The organism is Microlunatus kandeliicorticis, from assembly GCF_014137855.1.
GTDB classification, from domain to species: Bacteria; Actinomycetota; Actinomycetes; order Propionibacteriales; family Propionibacteriaceae; genus Microlunatus; species Microlunatus kandeliicorticis.
In genome coordinates, this window is sequence record NZ_JACGWT010000006.1 from 356982 (window position 1) to 372626 (window position 15645).

General features: G+C 74.8%; 11 protein-coding genes. 5 read left to right on the plus strand and 6 right to left on the minus strand.

All coding sequences use genetic code 11. The annotated features are described in order from the left end of the window. Window positions 1-48: 48 nt before the first annotated feature. Window positions 49-1428 (plus strand): DNA polymerase IV, encoded by a 1380-nt coding sequence (locus FHX74_RS18510; protein ID WP_182561660.1) that lies wholly within the window; start codon window positions 49-51, stop codon window positions 1426-1428. 28 nt (window positions 1429-1456) lie between these two features. Next, window positions 1457-1750, plus strand: coding sequence for a DUF503 domain-containing protein (locus tag FHX74_RS18515; RefSeq protein WP_182561661.1), 294 nt, complete (start codon window positions 1457-1459; stop codon window positions 1748-1750). Between the two features lie 12 nt (window positions 1751-1762). On the opposite strand, the gene FHX74_RS18520 is transcribed toward FHX74_RS18515, so the two are convergent. The 4 genes from FHX74_RS18520 to FHX74_RS18535 all read right to left on the minus strand — a co-directional run bounded on the left by FHX74_RS18520 (window position 1763) and on the right by FHX74_RS18535 (window position 8721). After that, window positions 1763-2665 carry an alpha/beta fold hydrolase gene (locus FHX74_RS18520; RefSeq protein WP_182561662.1) on the minus strand — a complete coding sequence of 301 codons (903 nt, stop codon included), beginning with the start codon at window positions 2663-2665 and terminating at the stop codon, window positions 1763-1765. Window positions 2666-2711: 46 nt separating this feature from the next. Beyond that, complete coding sequence (gene lysX / locus FHX74_RS18525) at window positions 2712-6185, minus strand: bifunctional lysylphosphatidylglycerol synthetase/lysine--tRNA ligase LysX (protein WP_328823920.1); 3474 nt, start codon at window positions 6183-6185, stop codon at window positions 2712-2714. Window positions 6186-6292: 107 nt separating this feature from the next. Next, window positions 6293-7927 carry a hypothetical protein gene (locus tag FHX74_RS18530; protein ID WP_182561663.1) on the minus strand — a complete coding sequence of 545 codons (1635 nt, stop codon included), beginning with the start codon at window positions 7925-7927 and terminating at the stop codon, window positions 6293-6295. After that, window positions 7909-8721: an Fpg/Nei family DNA glycosylase gene (locus FHX74_RS18535; protein WP_182561664.1), complete on the minus strand. Its 813-nt coding sequence runs from the start codon at window positions 8719-8721 to the stop codon at window positions 7909-7911. Before FHX74_RS18535 ends, FHX74_RS18530 begins: the two co-directional genes overlap by 19 nt. A 44-nt stretch (window positions 8722-8765) precedes the next feature. On the opposite strand from FHX74_RS18535, the gene FHX74_RS18540 reads away from it, so the two are divergent. Next, window positions 8766-8954: a hypothetical protein gene (locus FHX74_RS18540; protein WP_182561665.1), complete on the plus strand. Its 189-nt coding sequence runs from the start codon at window positions 8766-8768 to the stop codon at window positions 8952-8954. A 199-nt stretch (window positions 8955-9153) separates the two neighbouring features. Here the strand turns inward: FHX74_RS18540 and FHX74_RS18545 are convergent, their stop codons facing one another. Next, on the minus strand, window positions 9154-9603 hold the full coding sequence (locus FHX74_RS18545; protein ID WP_182561666.1) for a ribose-5-phosphate isomerase: 450 nt from the start codon (window positions 9601-9603) through the stop codon (window positions 9154-9156). A gap of 289 nt (window positions 9604-9892) precedes the next feature. On the opposite strand from FHX74_RS18545, the gene FHX74_RS18550 reads away from it, so the two are divergent. Then, entirely contained in the window at window positions 9893-11911 is a 2019-nt protein-coding gene (locus FHX74_RS18550; protein WP_182561667.1) for a glycosyltransferase family 2 protein, read from the plus strand. A gap of 10 nt (window positions 11912-11921) precedes the next feature. After that, window positions 11922-14345, plus strand: coding sequence for a putative bifunctional diguanylate cyclase/phosphodiesterase (locus FHX74_RS21250; RefSeq protein ID WP_182561668.1), 2424 nt, complete (start codon window positions 11922-11924; stop codon window positions 14343-14345). On the opposite strand, the gene FHX74_RS18560 is transcribed toward FHX74_RS21250, so the two are convergent. Further along, window positions 14249-15628, minus strand: a complete 1380-nt coding sequence (locus FHX74_RS18560; RefSeq protein ID WP_182561669.1) for a sensor domain-containing phosphodiesterase — start codon at window positions 15626-15628, stop codon at window positions 14249-14251. The two genes, FHX74_RS21250 and FHX74_RS18560, sit on opposite strands and share 97 nt — an antisense overlap. Window positions 15629-15645 lie beyond the last annotated feature (17 nt).

The following is a 15645-nucleotide window of genomic DNA, read 5'->3' on the forward strand; positions in this document are numbered from 1 at the left end:
CCTGCTCGGCCCCGGACTGTCGGTGGGATGAGGAATCATGGGGCGGAGATGAGATCCCAGCCGTCGGTCCTGCACCTCGACCTCGACGCGTTCTTCGCCTCGGTCGAACAGCGGGACAAGCCGTCGCTCCGCGGCAAGCCGGTGATCGTCGGCGGGGTCGGGGCCCGCGGGGTCGTCTCCACCGCCTCCTACGAGGCGCGGGTGTTCGGGGTGCACTCGGCGATGCCCGGCCACGAGGCCCGGCGCCGCTGCCCGCACGCCGCGTTCCTCTCCGGCCGCTTCGATGCCTACCGGGTGGCCAGCCGACAGGTGATGACCGTGCTCCGCGACCTGAGCCCGCTGGTCGAGCCGCTGAGCCTCGACGAGGCCTTCGTCGACCTGGCCGCCGCCCGACGCCCGGTCGACCTGAGCGTCCCCGGGCTCGAACGGCTGATCGGCGAGCTCAAGGCCGAGGTCGCCGCGGTCACCGGCGGGCTGACCGCCTCGATCGGCGTCGGCAGCTCGAAGTTCATCGCCAAGGTGGCCACCGAGCTGGGGAAGCCGGACGGGCACCACATCGTCCCGGCCGGCGGCGAGGTCGCGCTGCTCAGCCCGATGAGCGCGCGGGTGATCCCCGGCGTCGGACCGGTGACCGGCGAGAAGCTGCGCCGGATCGGCGTCGAGACCGTCGCCGACCTGCAGCGGATCGCGCTGGACGACCTGGTCCAGGTGATCGGCCGGGCGCACGGCACCGGGCTCAAGGCGCTGGCCTTCGCCGAGGACGACCGGGCGGTCGAGCCCGAGCGCGAGGCCAAGTCGATCTCGGTCGAGGACACCTTCGACCGCGACCTGGTCGACCTCGCCGAGCTGGCCACCATCGTCGACCGCGACGCACACCAGGTGGCAGCCCGGCTGACCGCGGCCCGGCTGCTGGCCCGGACGGTGACGATCAAGATCAGGCTGCACGGCTTCGTCACCCACACCCGGAGCCGGACGCTCACCGGCGGCACCGACCGCGCCGCGCTGATCAGCCGGATCGCCACCGACCTGCTCGGCGAGGTCGACCTGACCCCCGGCGTGCGGCTGGTCGGTGTCGGGGTGGCCGGGCTGACCGACGTCCTGCAGGAGGACCTGTTCAGCACCGACGACCCGGAGGCGGTCGCCGCCGAGCCCGAGGTGGCCGACGACGTGCCGGCGGACGGACCGGTCGCGGTGGATCCGGATCCCGCCGCCGGGGCGGACGCGGACCGGCCCGCGGTGACCGAGCACCGGGCGGCCCGGTCGGCGGGCTGGCCGCCGGGTGCCGACGTCGAGCACGACGTCCACGGCCGGGGCTGGGTCTGGGGGGCCGGACGCGGCCGGGTCACCGTCCGGTTCGAGACCGCCGACACCCCGCCGGGGCCGGTGCGCACGTTCGCCGACGACGACCCCGCCCTGCGCCGGGTCTGAGCCGGACCGCCCCGGTAGCGTGGCCGGCATGTGGATCGGGTGGATCGAGTTCGACCTGATCATCGAGCAGGCGAGCTCGCTCAAGGAGAAGCGGGCGGTGGTCAAGCCACTGGTCGCCGACCTGCGGCAGTTCGGGGTGAGCGTCGCCGAGGTCGACCACCTCGACCGGCACCGCCGCTGCGGGATCGGCGTCGCTGCGGTCTCACCCGACCGGTCGCACCTGGTCGACCTGCTGGACCGCTGCGAGCGCACGGTCGCCGCGCGCTGGGACACCCAGCTGCTGCGCGCCGAGCGGACGCTGCGGCGCTCGACCGACGTGTGAGCCCGGCCCGGCTCAGCCGGCGCGGTCGCGCAGCCGGAGCACCGCGTCGACCACGGCGTCGGGCCGGTCGAGCATGATCATGTGGCGCGAGTCGGGCAGCACGACGTGCTCGGCGTCGAGCATCCGGGCGTACCGGGCCTGGTCCTCGGCCCACCCGGCGTTGTCGCCGGCCGCCCCGGTGACCACCACCGTCGGGACGTCCGGCCAGTCGCCCTCGGCGCGCAGCGCGTCGAGGTCAGCGAGCTGGCGTCCGTAGGCGGCCTGCTCGGCGATCACCATCGCCACCGCCTCCGGGTCGCGGTAGGCCCAGCCGGCCCACGGCGGCATCAGCGCCACCTTGGTCCGGGTGCTCTGCGCGCCGATCATCATCCGGTCGGCCCAGACGGCCAGCGCCTGCAGCGGGGCCACTCCCATCGACGCGTGCGCGGTCCGCGCCGCGCGCAGCCACGCCGTCTCGAACCGGCTCGGGCGCGGCCGCCACTCGTTCGAGCCGTCGAGCAGCACCAAGCCGGCCACCAGGTCGGGACGCCGCCGCACCAGCGCCTCGCCGTGCGGGCCGGCCATCGAGTGCCCGACCACCACCGTGGGGCGGCCGATCCGCTCGATGATGGCGACCAGGGTGTCGACCTCCTCGGCGAGCAGCGGCAGCCGCCCCGGCCAGCGCGAACCGGCCATCCCCGGCCGGTCCATCAGCACCGTCCGGACGTGGTGCTCGTCGCGGAGCGTCTCGACCACGAAGTCCCAGAGCGTGTACTGGACGCCGCAGCCGCCGAGCAGCAGCACCGGGGGCTCGTCGCCACCGATCTCCAACCAGTGCACGTCGCGGCCACCCAGGTTCTCGATCACCCCGGTGGGCAGGCGCGGGCGGTCGGTCGCGTCGGTCGCATCGGTCGCGTCGGTCGACGGGTCAGTCATCGCACTCCTCGGTCTCACCCACCGCTCGCTCCCCGCGGCCCGCCGGTCAGCCGCGGGTGCGCGGCCGGACCAGCGGGAAGGCGATGGTCTCGCGGATGGACGTCTCGGTCAGCAACATCACCAGCCGATCGATTCCCATCCCGAGCCCGCCGCTCGGCGGCATCGCGTACTCCAGGGCGGTGAGGAACTCCTCATCGAGCTCCATCGCCTCCGGGTCGCCCTCGGCGGCCAGCAGCGACTGCTCGGTCAGCCGCTCGCGCTGGACCACCGGGTCGACCAGCTCGGAGTAGGCCGTGCCGATCTCGGCCCCGAAGGCCACCAGGTCCCAGCGCTCGGCCAGCCGCGGGTCGACCCGGTGCTGTCGGGTCAGCGGCGACACCTCGGCCGGGAAGTCGGTGTAGAAGGTCGGCTGCACGGTGCGGTCCTCGACCAGGTGCTCGTAGAGCTCGAGCAGCACCGCGCCGCGGGTCCAGGTCGGATCGACCCCGATCCCCAGCCGGTCGGCGAACCGGACCAGCGCCGCCCGGTCGGTGTCCGCGGTCACCTGCTCGCCCAGCGCCGACGAGATCGCGTCGTTGACCGTGATCACCGGCCACTCGCCGGCCAGGTCGACCTCCTGCCGCACCCCGTGGTGATCATGACCGCCGAGCACCGTGCCCCCGGTGGCCGCGAGCGCGGCGTCGGTGATCAAGGAACGGGCGACATGCCGCATGGTGGTGTAGTCGCCGTAGGCCTCGTAGGCCTCCAGCATGGTGAACTCGGGGTTGTGGGTGGCGTCCGCGCCCTCGTTGCGGAAGTTCCGGCCGATCTCGAAGACCCGGCCCATGCCGCCGATCATCAGCCGCTTGAGGTAGAGCTCGGGGGCGATCCGCAGATAGAGCGGCAGGTCGTAGGCGTTGATGTGGGTGCGGAACGGACGGGCGTTCGCCCCACCGTGGATGGTCTGCAGGATCGGGGTCTCGACCTCGAGGAAGCCGCGGCCGAGGAGTCCCTCGCGGACCGCGCGGATGGCCGCCGACCGCGACCGCAGCTGGCGCTGCGACCCGGGATTGGTGGCCAGGTCGAGATAGCGCTGACGGACCTTCGCCTCGGGGTCGGTGAGCCCGCGGTACTTGTCTGGCATCGGGTGCAGCGACTTGGCCGTGATCAGGAACTCGGCGACGCCGACCGACGGCTGGCCGGTCCGCGACAACGCCACCACCCCTTCGGCGCCGAGATGGTCGCCGAGGTCGACGGTGGACCGGAACCGGGCCATCAGGTCGGCCCCGATCCGGTCGCGCTCGAGCAGCAGCTGGGTCTCGCCGTCGGCGTCCCGCAGGGTGGCGAACAGCACGCCGCCGTGGTCGCGGACCCGCATCACCCGCCCGGCCACCGAGACCGCCGCGCCGACCCGGTCGGCGGTGATCCCGGTGCTCGCCGTGGTCGGCCGGAACCACGGCGGGTACGGGTCGGTGCCGGCCTCGAGCAGCCGGGCCCGGACGTCCATCCGGTTGCGGGTCTGCTCGTCGAGCCGGACGCCGTCGGCGGCCGAGCGGTGCACCCGCTGGTGCCGGGTCGGCTCGGACAGCCCGGTCGGCAGCTCGGCGGCCACGGCGCCGCCCGCAGCGGCGGTGGCGGCGACCCGCGGAGCGGTGGTCCCGGCGAGTGCCCGGGCCGGCGGCACCGGGGGCCGGAGGAAGCTCGGCAGGTCGATGAAGCCCTCGGCCACCCCGCTGGCCGCGCCCACCAGGGCGATGTCGCGGGTCTCGGCGAAGCAGAGGAAGCGGGGCACCCAGTCGGGTCGGTACTTGACGTTCGAGCGGTAGAGCGACTCGATCTGCCACCAGCGCGAGGCGACCAGCAGCAGCCGCCGCCACAGCCGCAGCACCGGGCCGGCGCCGATCCGGGCGCCCTCCTCGAAGGCGGACCGGAAGACCGCGAAGTTGAGCGAGATCCGCCGCACCCCGACGTCGCCGGCGCCCTCGGCCAGCGCGGTCACCATCAGCTCGGTGACCCCGTTGTCGGCCTGCGGGTGCCGGCGCATCACGTCCAGCGAGAGACCGTCGCTGCCCCACGGGACGAAGGAGAGGATGCCCGCCACGTCGGCGGTGGGGTCGCCCGCACCCGGACCCGGCGCCGGCGTGGCGCCGTCGCTCCCGGCCGGTGCGCTCGGCGCCTGGCCGCGCGCGAACAGCGCCTCCACCATCAGGCAGTCGCCGTCGGCCGGGTCGCCGAGCCGGCTCAGCGCCATCGAGAAGCCGCGCTCGGTCTCGGTGTCGCGCCAGGCGTCGGTCTTGCCGATCAGGGCCGCCAGCTCACCGGGCTCGATGTCGCGGTGCCGCCGGATCCGGGTCCGGTAGCCCTGCCGCTGCAGCCGGTTGACCGCCTGCCGGACCGGACGCATCTCGCGTCCCTCCAGGCTGAACCGGGCCGGCTCGATCACCGCCTCGTCGCCGAGCCGGATCACCCGCAGCCCGGCCTGGGAGTAGGCCCGGGCGCCCGCCTCGCTGGCCCCGATCACCGCGGGCGTCCAGCCGTACTCCTCGACCAGGCGCAGCCACGCGTTGATCGCGCTCGGCCAGTGGTCGGGGTGTCCGAGCGGGTCGCTGCTGGCCAGACAGACCCCGAGCTCGACGCGGTAGGTCACCGCGGAGCGCTGGTCCCTGCCGAAGATCACCGACTTGTCCCGCCGGGTGGCGAAGTAGGCCAGCGAGTCCGCCGAAGAGGCCGGCAGCAAGGACCGGACGGCGGCCTCGTCGTCGGCGGACAGGAAGGCCGCCCGCCGCTGCGACCGGGTCAGGACGATCATGGCCGCGACCAGCGACGCGCTGATGAACAGGCCGGTGATGGTGCCGGTCCAGGTCGGCGGCGCGGTGGTCGTGCGGCTGAGGTCGTCGTTGTCGAAGCCGAAGACCTGGTTGGCCAGCCAGGCGATCCGGCCACGCGGCCGGAGCAGGTCACCCGGGAACACCGTGGTCAGCAGCAGCCCGACGCCCGCGCTGATCACCATCCCGACGGCGAGGGTGAGCACCGCCTTGCGGACGTTGCCGGCCTGCCGGCGGGCCCGGAACTCGCCGCGGTAGCGGATCAGGACGGTGACGACCGCGCCCATGGTGGCCAGGTTGAACGCGAACCGGGCCAGCAGCAGCGTGTTGCCGACCCCGATGGTGACCCCGCGGATGATCAGCACGGTGAAGAACACGACGAGCACCAGCAGCGCGGCGAGCCAGACCAGGCTGATCACCGTCGTCACCCACCAGGCGACCCGTTTCCGGCGGGCCATCGCACCGCCGAGGATGATCGCGAACGCAGCCAGCCCGATCCCGGAGGAGTCGATCGGGATGAAGATCGTCGAGTAGACGTCGGCGGCCCGGCCGAACCAGAAGACCCCCGGGAACAGCGCCTGGAGCACCAGGATCGCCGCGGCGAGGAAGTAGATCCGGCTGGCCAGATAGGGCAACCGCCGGATCCGGCCCGGAGGCGCGGTGCGCGTGCTGGTGGTGTGCCGCAGCGCGGAGCCGGGGACCGTCAGCTCAGTCACCGGTCAAGAATCGCAGACCCGACCTGTGAAACCACCGTCATCGGGCCGCCCGCCGCCATGATCATCCGGCCTGCCCCGGGCCAGCGGCCGGCGGGTGCCGGCACCGCTCAGACCGGCGGCTGACCGAGCACCAGCCAGGCCAGGGTCGGGGCGAGCACGGCGTCCGGAGGTTCCGCGCCCGCCGGCGGCGCGTCGAGCGCGGCCAGCGCCCGGCGGCGGACCTGGTCGGCCAGTGCCTGCGGCCCGAGCAGACACCAGCGGGTCAGACCGCCCGCACCGGCCTCGGGGACCATCCCGAGCACCGCGGCGACGTGGGCCAGCCGGTCGGCCGGCCAGGGCACCGGCGGGCCGCCGGGCAGCCCGCCGCCGACCGCGGTGCCCAGCTCGCGGACCAGGCCGATCAGGTCGTCGCCGACCCGGGCGGCCTGCCGGCGGCTGATCAGCACCAGCTCGAGCCGGGCGGCGACGACGCCGGCGCGCTCGGTCGCGTCCGACGGGTCGGGGCTCGGACCGGTCGGGTCGACGGCCAGTCGCCCGACGTGGTCGACCAGGTCGCCGATCGGACGTCCGGCCGCCAGCGCGGCCAGCCCGACCCGGGTGGTGGCGAGCCCGAGACCGGGCACCGGGCGCTCCGCGGCCAGCACCCCGGCCCGGGCGGCGGTCGCGCAGTCGGGGTCGCCGGTGCGGAGCGCCTCACCGGCGAGCAGCGCCAGCTCGAAGGCGTCGGGCTCGGGCCCCGGGTCACGGTCGAGCAGCCGGGCGGTCAGCCGCTGCAGCGCCTCGGCGGCCGGACCGTCGGGATCGGCCAGCCGGCCGTGGTCGGCCTGGAGCACCAGCGCGGCCGCCGCCCCGGGCAGCCGCACCACTCCGGACGGCGTCCGGTCCCCGGTCAGCCAGCGCTCGCCGGCCGCCCGCACCCAGTCCCCGACCGGACGGACCCAGCTGACCGCGAACCGGACGGTGCCGCGCGCGGCCCGGAGCTCGACGCGGTGGGTGCCGCGGTCCCCCTGCAGCACCGTCACCTCGCCCTCGGTGCCCACGGCCACGTCGGCGGCGACCACGGCCGCGTCGGTGCCCGCGATCTCGCACGGCTCGTGCTCGGGGAAGATCGTGCGGGCCGGCAGCACCGAGGCCCGGCGACGCTCGAACACCCCGGCCGAGGCGCTCCAGTCGAGCTGCCACTGGAGCACGAACCGCCCGCCGGGCTCGAGCCGCACCGGACCCGTGCGCCAGCCCTGCGGACCGAAGCCGTCAACCTCGCCGTGCTGCAGGACCGCGGCGAGCACCGGACCGGCGCCGTCGGCCGGCTGGGTGAGCCAGAACGCCTCCGCTCCGGCGGCGAGCGCCCAGACCGCCGCAGACCCCGAGTCCCCGCGGGGCTCCGGTCCGACGGTCAGCCGGTCGACGACCAGCGGCTCGGGGCCCGCGTGGTCGAGGGTGTAGCGCTGCAGCCAGGTGCCCCCGACGCTGTGCCGGACGAGCAGCCGGAGGGCGGGCAGGCCGTCGACCACCCAGGTCAGGTCGACCTCGTCGAGGTCGGCGCCGTGGCGTTCGAGCCGGCAGGTCCGCTCGACGCCGTCGACCACCAGCCGGGGCGTGCCGCCGCCGGCGTCGTAGCGGTGGTCCGGGCGGTCGGGGTGGGTGGCCGCGCAGCCGTCGGCCGCGACCAGCGCCTCGCCGTCGCCGAGCGAGAACCGCCAGCCGTCCGGACCGCGCTCCGGGATCAGTGGCGTCGTTGGCACCGGCCGCACCAGAACAGGTTCCGTCCGGCCAGCACCTCGGTCCGGACCTTCGCGCCGCAGACGAAACAGGGCATCCCGGGTCGGCGGTAGACGTAGACCTCGCCGCCGTGGTCGTCCTCGCGCGGCGGCCGCCCCATCGCCTCGGGCGTGTGCTCGGGACGGACGGTGTCGATCGTGCCGCTGGCCACCCCGAGCGGCATCAGCTCGACCAGGTCGGCCCACATCGCCGTCCAGCTGCGCCGGGTCAGCTGCTTGCCCGGGGTGAACGGGTTGACCCGGGCGCGGAACAGCACCTCGGCGCGGTAGACGTTGCCGACGCCCGAGAGCACCGCCTGGTCCATCAGCAGGGCGGCCACCGGACGCGACGAGCGCTGGATCCGGCGCCAGGCGAGGTCCGGGTCGGCGTCGGCGCGCAGTGGGTCGGGGCCGAGCTCGGCGATCACCGCGCTCACCTCGGCCGGGCCGACCAGCCGGCAGATCTGCGGCCCGCTGAGGTCGGCGACCGCCTCGTCGGTGGCCAACCGGAGCCGGATCTCCCCCCGCGGCGGCTGCGGCGCCGTCCGCTCGACCCGGAGCTTGCCGATCAGCCCGAGGTGGATGTGCAGCACCCGGTCGCCGGCGAAGTCGCAGAACAGGTGCTTGCCGTGCGCCGACCCCGACAGGAAGGCGGTGCCGTCGATCAGCGCGGCCGACTCGGCGAACCGTCCCTGCGGGCTGCTGACCCGCGGCCGGGTGCCGGCGAAGGCCGCGTCGAGCGCGCCGGCGAGCCGGTGGAGGGTATGGCCTTCGGGCACCGGGGCAGCGTACGCGGTGCGGCCGGGGCGCCTAGATTGGCGGAGTGGACAAGCGGGGCGACGGCGGGGACTGGCCGCGCGACTTCGGCCGCGACGGCGTCTCGGGGCTGGTAGACCACGACCGCGCGATGCGCGCCCGCGACGTCTCCCGCCCCTCCGCCGCGGACGAGGACGCGGCCGCCGCGGTCATCGACGACCTGATCGCCCGCGCCTCCGGTCGCCGCCGCCGCTGAGAGCATTCATGGCCGGCTCGCGGAGGAGAGGACGCTCGCCGGCCGGCCGGCTCGCGGAGGATGGGCCGCTCGCCGGCGGACCCTGGGCCGCTCGTCGGCGCTTCGACAAGCTCAGCGCGCGTCAACGGGCTCAGCGCGCGTCAACGGGCTCAGCGCACGTGAGCCGCAACTCCGGGCCCTGAGCCTGTCGAAGGGCGGCTCAGCGACCCCGCTCGTACTCCGCGAGCAGGTCGATCCGGCGCTGGTGGCGCGGCTCGTTGCTGAACGGGGTGGCCAGGAAGGTCCGGACCAGCGCGGTGGCCTCGTCGAGGCTGTGCATCCGGGCGCCGATGCCGAGCACGTTGGCGTCGTTGTGCTGGCGGGCCAGGGTGGCGGTCTCGGTGTCGTAGCCGAGCGCGGCGCGCACCCCGGTCACCTTGTTGGCGGCGATCTGCTCGCCGTTGCCCGAACCGCCGATCACGATGCCCAGGCTGCCCGGGTCGGCCACCACCGCCTCGGCCGCCGGGATGCAGTAGGCCGGGTAGTCGTCCTCGGCGTCGTAGCCCGGGGCGCCGTGGTCGACGACCTCGTGGCCGTCGGCGCCGAGCACCTCGACCAGATGGTTCTTCAGCTCGTACCCGGCGTGGTCGCTGGCGATGTGGACGCGCATGCGCCGATTGTGGCAGCCGCCACCCCTCCCCGAGCTGCGACCCGACCCTCCACCCCAAGGTGACGGTGCTGTCACGGTCGCTGTGCCGTCCCGGCCGCTCCCACTAGGATGCACAGCGAGCTCGGGGGCTCGGCACGGGACGCAGGACGCGGTCCCGTCGACGCTGTTCGCCACGGCCGGTCCGCCGGCCACGACCTGCAGAACGGATCCCCCCGATGTTCTGTGCCGCACGTCCCTGCGCCGACCGGTCGACCCCTCGCCGTCGGCCCGCCCTCCGGTGGGCCGACCGATGAGCACCTCGATCCACCCCGCCCGCGCCGACGCCCGGCGCGCCCGGGTCGCGCCGGTCGCCCCGCTGGCCAGCTGGGCCGCGCTGATCGGTCCGCCCGGCCCCGAAGGACGCCGGTCCCGGCTGCTGGCGCGGTTCGGCGGCTTCGTCGCCGTCACCGTGCTCGCCGTCTACGTGACCTGGCGGATCCTCTTCACCCTGCCCTCCGGCACGTTCAACCTGGTCGCCGCCTGGCTGCTGATCGCCTTCGAGCTGCTGCCGCTGCCCGCGCTGGTGATCCGGCTGGTCAACCAGTGGAACATCGACAACCGAGCCCCGCGCCGGGTGCTGACCGCCGAACCGGACCGCCGGACGGTGATCTTCATCCCGACCTACAACGAGCCGGTCGAGGTGATCGCACCGACCATCACCGCCGCCTGCCGGCTCGAGCCCGCGCACCAGACCTGGGTGCTCGACGACGGCGACCGGCCCTGGGTGGCCGACCTCTGCCGCAGCCTCGGCGCCCGCTACGTCACCCGGACCGTGCACGACCACGCCAAGGCCGGGAACATGAACCACGCGCTCGAGCTGATGGCCGAGGAGGAGGCCGCCGGCGCGGAGCCGCTCGACGTCGTCGCCGTGCTCGACTGCGACCACGTGCCGCTGCCGACCTTCCTCACCGACACCCTCGGCTGGTTCGACGACCCGCGGATCGCCCTCGTCCAGGGGCCGCAGAACTACTACAACGCCGGCGCCTTCGACGACGACGGCGAGACCGGCGAGCAGGGCGTCTTCTTCCACGTCCAGCTCGCCGCCCGCAACCACGACGGCGCCGGGCCGTTCTGGTGCGGCTCGACCGCACTGGTCCGCACCGCCGCGCTCCGCGAGATCGGCGGCGTCGACACCCGGACCATCGTCGAGGACATGCACACCACGCTCGGCCTGCTCAAGGCCGGCTGGAAGACCGCCTACCACCACCAGACGCTCGCCGTCGGGCTGGCGCCGGACACGCCCGGACAGTACCTGCTGCAGCGCCGCCGCTGGGGGCTGGGCTGCATGCAGGTGCTGGTGCTCGAGAAGCTCTGGGCGGCCAAGCGCTGGCTCGGCTGGCGCAACTTCTACGAGTACCTGACCGCGACCGTCTGGTGGCTCGAAGGGGTGGCCACCGTCTTCGCCTTCCTGGTCCCGGCGATCGTGCTGGTCAGCGGGGCCACCACCTCGACGCTCAACCCGCTGCTGTTCACCGCGGTGTTCCTGGTCCAGTTCGCGATCCGGATGTGGGGCGTCCAGCGGCTCTTCCGCGGGCACCTCAAGTGGCGCTCGGCGTTCGCGCTCCGGATCCTGCGGATCCCGATCGGGCTGTCCTGCGCCTGGTGGCTGCTGACCCGGCGCGAGCTGACCTTCCAGGTGACCCCGAAGTCCGGCGCCGACCAGCGGGTCCGCGGCACCGTCCCGCGGATCCTCTGGTGGCTGCTCGGCGTCAACGTCCTGGTCGTGGTCTACGCCTTCCTCGGGCTGACCGACGCCGTGCCGTGGAAGGTCAGCCCGCCGAGCGTCGGCGCCTCGGGCGTCTGGCTGGCGCTGTCCGGGCTGGTGCTGGTGCTCGGCATCCGGCGAATCCAGCAGGACCAGTACCTGACCTCCCGGCGCAACGCCTACCGGGTGCCGGTGCGTGCCCGGGTGAGCATCGGCGGCCGCCAGGCCGAGCTGGTCGACGTCTCGATGGGCGGGGCCGCGGTGCTGGCCGACGCCGATCTCGCCGACGCCGTCGCCACCCAGGGCGCGCTCGATCTGGTGCTGCCCGGGGCCGACCCGGTGCTGCTCGACGTGATCCGGCAGCGGCCGCACCCCGACGGCGGGACGCTGCTCCACCTCCGGGTCCGCGCGGGCGACTGGAACTCGTTCCGGGCCCTCGCGGTGTGGCTGTTCCACACCCCGGCCGGCGTGGTCGAGGGGCTGCCGCCCGGCGTCCCGGCGGTGGCCGCCATCGACCCGGAGGCCGGGCTCAACCCGCGCACCCTGATCCGGCAGCAGACCTGACGAGCCGCACGTGACGACGACGAGCAGCACGGCCCGCACCGAGGGCGGACCGACCGGTCCCGAAACCCCGCCGCCCGTGGAGGGTCCGCCGACCCCGGCGCCCCCGGCCGGGACGCGCCGGGTGCCGCTGTGGGCGGGCTACGCCGCCGGCGGGGCGCTGCTGGTCGTCGTCCTGCTGCTGCTCCCCCACGGGCTGGTCCGCGACGGCGTCTACCTGCTGATCGGGCTGCTCGGGATCGCCGGCGTCCTGGTCGGCGTCCGGCTGCACCGGCCGAGGCAACGACTGCCCTGGTACCTGATGGCCGCCGGCCAGGGCTTCTGGGTGGCCGGTGACCTGCTGACCAGCGTCCAGGAGGACGTGCTGCGGGTGACGATGTTCCCCTCGCCCGCCGACGTCGTCTACGTCCTCGGCTACCCGCTGATCCTGGCCGGGCTCAACCTGCTGGTCCGGGCCCGGATCGTCCGGCAGGACAGCGGCGGCGTGCTGGACAGCCTGGTGGTGACCACCGGGCTGGCCCTGCTCGGGTGGGTGCTGCTGGTCCAGCCCACCGTCGAGAGCTACCGGACCGACCCGGTGGCCGCGGCGGTCGCACTGCTCTATCCGGTGGCCGACATCGCCGTGCTCGGGACGCTGGTCCAGCTGCTCACCCGCTCGCACGGCCGCAACCGCTCGGTCCGGCTGCTGCTCGCGGCCGTCGTCCTGCTGGTGCTGGCCGACGCCGTCTCGACCTCGCTCAGCCTGTTCGGCTCCGACACCGGCCCGCTCGACGCACTCTGGCTGCTGTCCTATCTGGTCTGGGGCGCCGCCGCGCTGCACCCGTCGATGCGCGAGGCCTGCGAACCCGCACCGGCGCCGCAGGAGCGGCTGAGCCGGACCCGGCTGGCGGTGCTCGGGGCGGCGGTGCTGGTGGCCCCGGCGATCCTCGCCGTCGAGGCGGCCCTCGGGCTGCGGCTGTCGGTCTGGCCGGTGGTGGTCGGGGCGACGGTCGCGTTCGGTCTGGTGGTGGCGCGGATGGGGGCGGCCAACGCCGCGCTCGCCCGGGCCAACGACGCCCGCGAGCAGGCGCAGGCCGAGCTGGTGCGGCAGGCCGCGCAGGACCCGCTGACCGGGCTGGCCAACCGGGCCCAGGCCCGCCAGCTGCTCACCCAGGCGCTCAGCCGGGCCCAGCGGACCGGTGCGCTGATCGGCGTCCTCTTCGTCGACCTCGACGGCTTCAAGGCGGTCAACGACAACCTCGGCCACCGGGCCGGCGACGAGGTGCTGCAGACCCTGGCGCAGCGGATGCAGACCGCCGTCCGGACCGGCGACGTGGTCGCCCGGCTCGGCGGCGACGAGTTCGTGGTGGTGCTCGAACCGCTCGACGAGGAGGCCTCGGCGGTGCTGGTCGGCGAGCGGCTGATCGCGGTGATCTCCGCGCCGATCACCCTGAGCAGCGGACGCAAGACCTGGGTCGGCGCGAGCGTCGGCGTCGCGCTCAGCCAGGACGCCCGGATCGAGCCCGACCACCTGCTCAACGAGGCCGACGTCGCGGTCTACCGCGCCAAGGAGGCGGGACGCGGCCGGATCGAGGTGTTCGACGACCGGCTCCGGGCCGAGCTGGCCGAGCGGAGTGCGCTGGAGAACGGGCTCGCCCGGGCGATCGAGAACGACGAGCTGGTGCTGCACTACCAGCCGATCGTCGGGCTCCGGACCGGCGAGGTCGAGGGCTACGAGGCGCTGGTCCGCTGGCAGCGCCCCGGGCACGGGCTGCTGCTCCCCGGCGCCTTCCTGCCGGTGGCCGAGCGGTCCGACCTGATCTGCGAACTCGACGCCTGGGTGCTCCGCGAGGCCTGCCGGCAGCTGGCGGTGTGGCGCGCCGCCGACCCGGCCACCGACCTGGTGGTCAGCGTCAACCTGTCCCGCCGGCACGTGGCCCGGGCCCGGGTGGTCGAGGACGTCGCGCTCGCGCTGGCCGCCGCCGGGCTCGAGCCGCGCCGGCTGGTGCTCGAGGTCACCGAGGACGCGCTGGCCGAGGACCTGACCGCGATCGGGCACCTGGCCGAGATCCGCGAGCTCGGGGTGCGGATCAGCATGGACGACTTCGGCACCGGCTACAACTCGCTGGCCCGGCTCGAGCACCTGCCGGTCGACGAGGTCAAGATCGACCGCAGCTTCCTCACCGGCACCGGCGCCTCGGACCGGCTGCTCCGGCTGGTCGTCCAGGCCGCGCACGCCTTCGACCTGGCGGTGGTCGCCGAGGGGGTCGAGCGCCCCGAGCAGCTCGACACGCTCCGGGCCATCGACTGCGAGGCGGCACAGGGCTATCTGCTCGGCCGGCCGGAGGTGGCCGGCCGGGCTCAGTCGCGGGTCGCCGAGCTGGGCAACCGGCCGTCGACGGTGGACGCCAGCATGGCCACCAGGTCCTCGACCGGGACGGCCGGCGACCAGAGGTAGCCCTGGGCGTGGTCGCACCCGAGCGCCCGGGCCAGCTCGGCCTGCTCGGCGGTCTCGATCCCCTCGATCGTCACCTGGAGCCCGAGCTCGCGGGCCGCGGCGATGAGCGCCCGGATGATCGCGTCGTCGGCGTGGCTGCCGAGCTCGTCGGCGAACGACCGGTCGAGCTTGATCCCGTCCACCGGCAGCTGCATCAGGTCCTGCAACGCCGACCAGCCGGTGCCGAAGTCGTCGAACCAGATCTCGAATCCCTGGTCGCGGACCCACTGCATGGTCGCCGCGCCGCTCGCCGGGTCGGCCGGCCTGGCGGTCTCGGTCAGCTCTAGCTCGACGGTCTCGGGGGCCACCCCGGCGGCGCGGGTCAGCGCCAGCACCTGCTCGGCCCAGTCCCGCCGGTCGAGCTGCCGGCCGGACAGGTTGAGGCTCATTCGCAGCCCCGGGTAGCCCTCCTGGAGCACAGCCAGGTCGGTCAGCGCCCGCCGGATCACCGCCAGGTCGAGGTCGACGATCTGGTCGGTCCGCTCGGCCAGCGGGATGAAGGTCTGCGGGCCGACCACCGCCCCGCTGGGCATCCTCCTCCGGGCCAGCGCCTCGACCCCGATCACCCGGCCGGTGGCCAGGTCGAGCATCGGCTGGTACCAGGGGACGATCTCACCGCCGCGGATGGCCGCGGCCAGCTCGGCGCCCGCCCGGTGGTCGTCCTCGAGCGCATCGGCCCGCCGGAGCAGGTCGAGCTGGTCGCCGGTGATCGCCGCCAGGTCGCGCACCAACCGCAGGTGCCGGTCGCGGAGCACCCGCGGCTGGCCGTCGGAGACCGCGAGCACCCCGATCGGCAGCCCGGCGCTGTCGCGGACCGGGACGCCGAGGTAGGCGCCGGACAGGTCGCTCCGCCCGGTCATCGGCTCTCCCGTGGCTGGCCCGGCGTGCTCGAGGGCGGTCGCGACCTCGGGTGCGGTCCGGTCGAGCGCGGTCAGGTCGCCGGCCAGCACCGGCCGGCCGTGCCCGGCGACCCAGGCGTCGAGCGCGTGCAGCCGCGGCGGACGGTCGTCCCCGGAGGCGGCGAGCACCCGCCCGGCCGGACCGTCGACGAAGACCAGGACCGCGGTGGACAGCCCGGTGATCTGGACGGCGAGGTCGGTGATCCGGTGCAGCGGGTCGTGCCCGCCGGCCCGGTCGATCCGGTCGCCGGTGACGAGCAGGGGCCGACCGCCTGCCGGGGTGGGAGTCGGGGTGGGATCCGGCGCGCGGTCCGGCGTCGGGTTCGGGGCGGGGGGCGGGGTCATCGCGGGGGCGGGGTTGT

Bases quoted from the DNA above. Each gene is read 5' to 3' on its own strand.
- FHX74_RS18520 (WP_182561662.1), bottom strand. From the start codon at position 2,665: ATGACTGACCCGTCGACCGACGCGACCGATGCGACCGACGCGACCGAC.
- FHX74_RS18515 (WP_182561661.1), top strand. From the start codon at position 1,457: ATGTGGATCGGGTGGATCGAGTTCGACCTGATCATCGAGCAGGCGAGC.
- FHX74_RS18510 (WP_182561660.1), top strand. From the start codon at position 49: ATGAGATCCCAGCCGTCGGTCCTGCACCTCGACCTCGACGCGTTCTTC.
- FHX74_RS18545 (WP_182561666.1), bottom strand. From the start codon at position 9,603: ATGCGCGTCCACATCGCCAGCGACCACGCCGGGTACGAGCTGAAGAAC.
- FHX74_RS18560 (WP_182561669.1), bottom strand. From the start codon at position 15,628: ATGACCCCGCCCCCCGCCCCGAACCCGACGCCGGACCGCGCGCCGGAT.
- FHX74_RS18550 (WP_182561667.1), top strand. From the start codon at position 9,893: ATGAGCACCTCGATCCACCCCGCCCGCGCCGACGCCCGGCGCGCCCGG.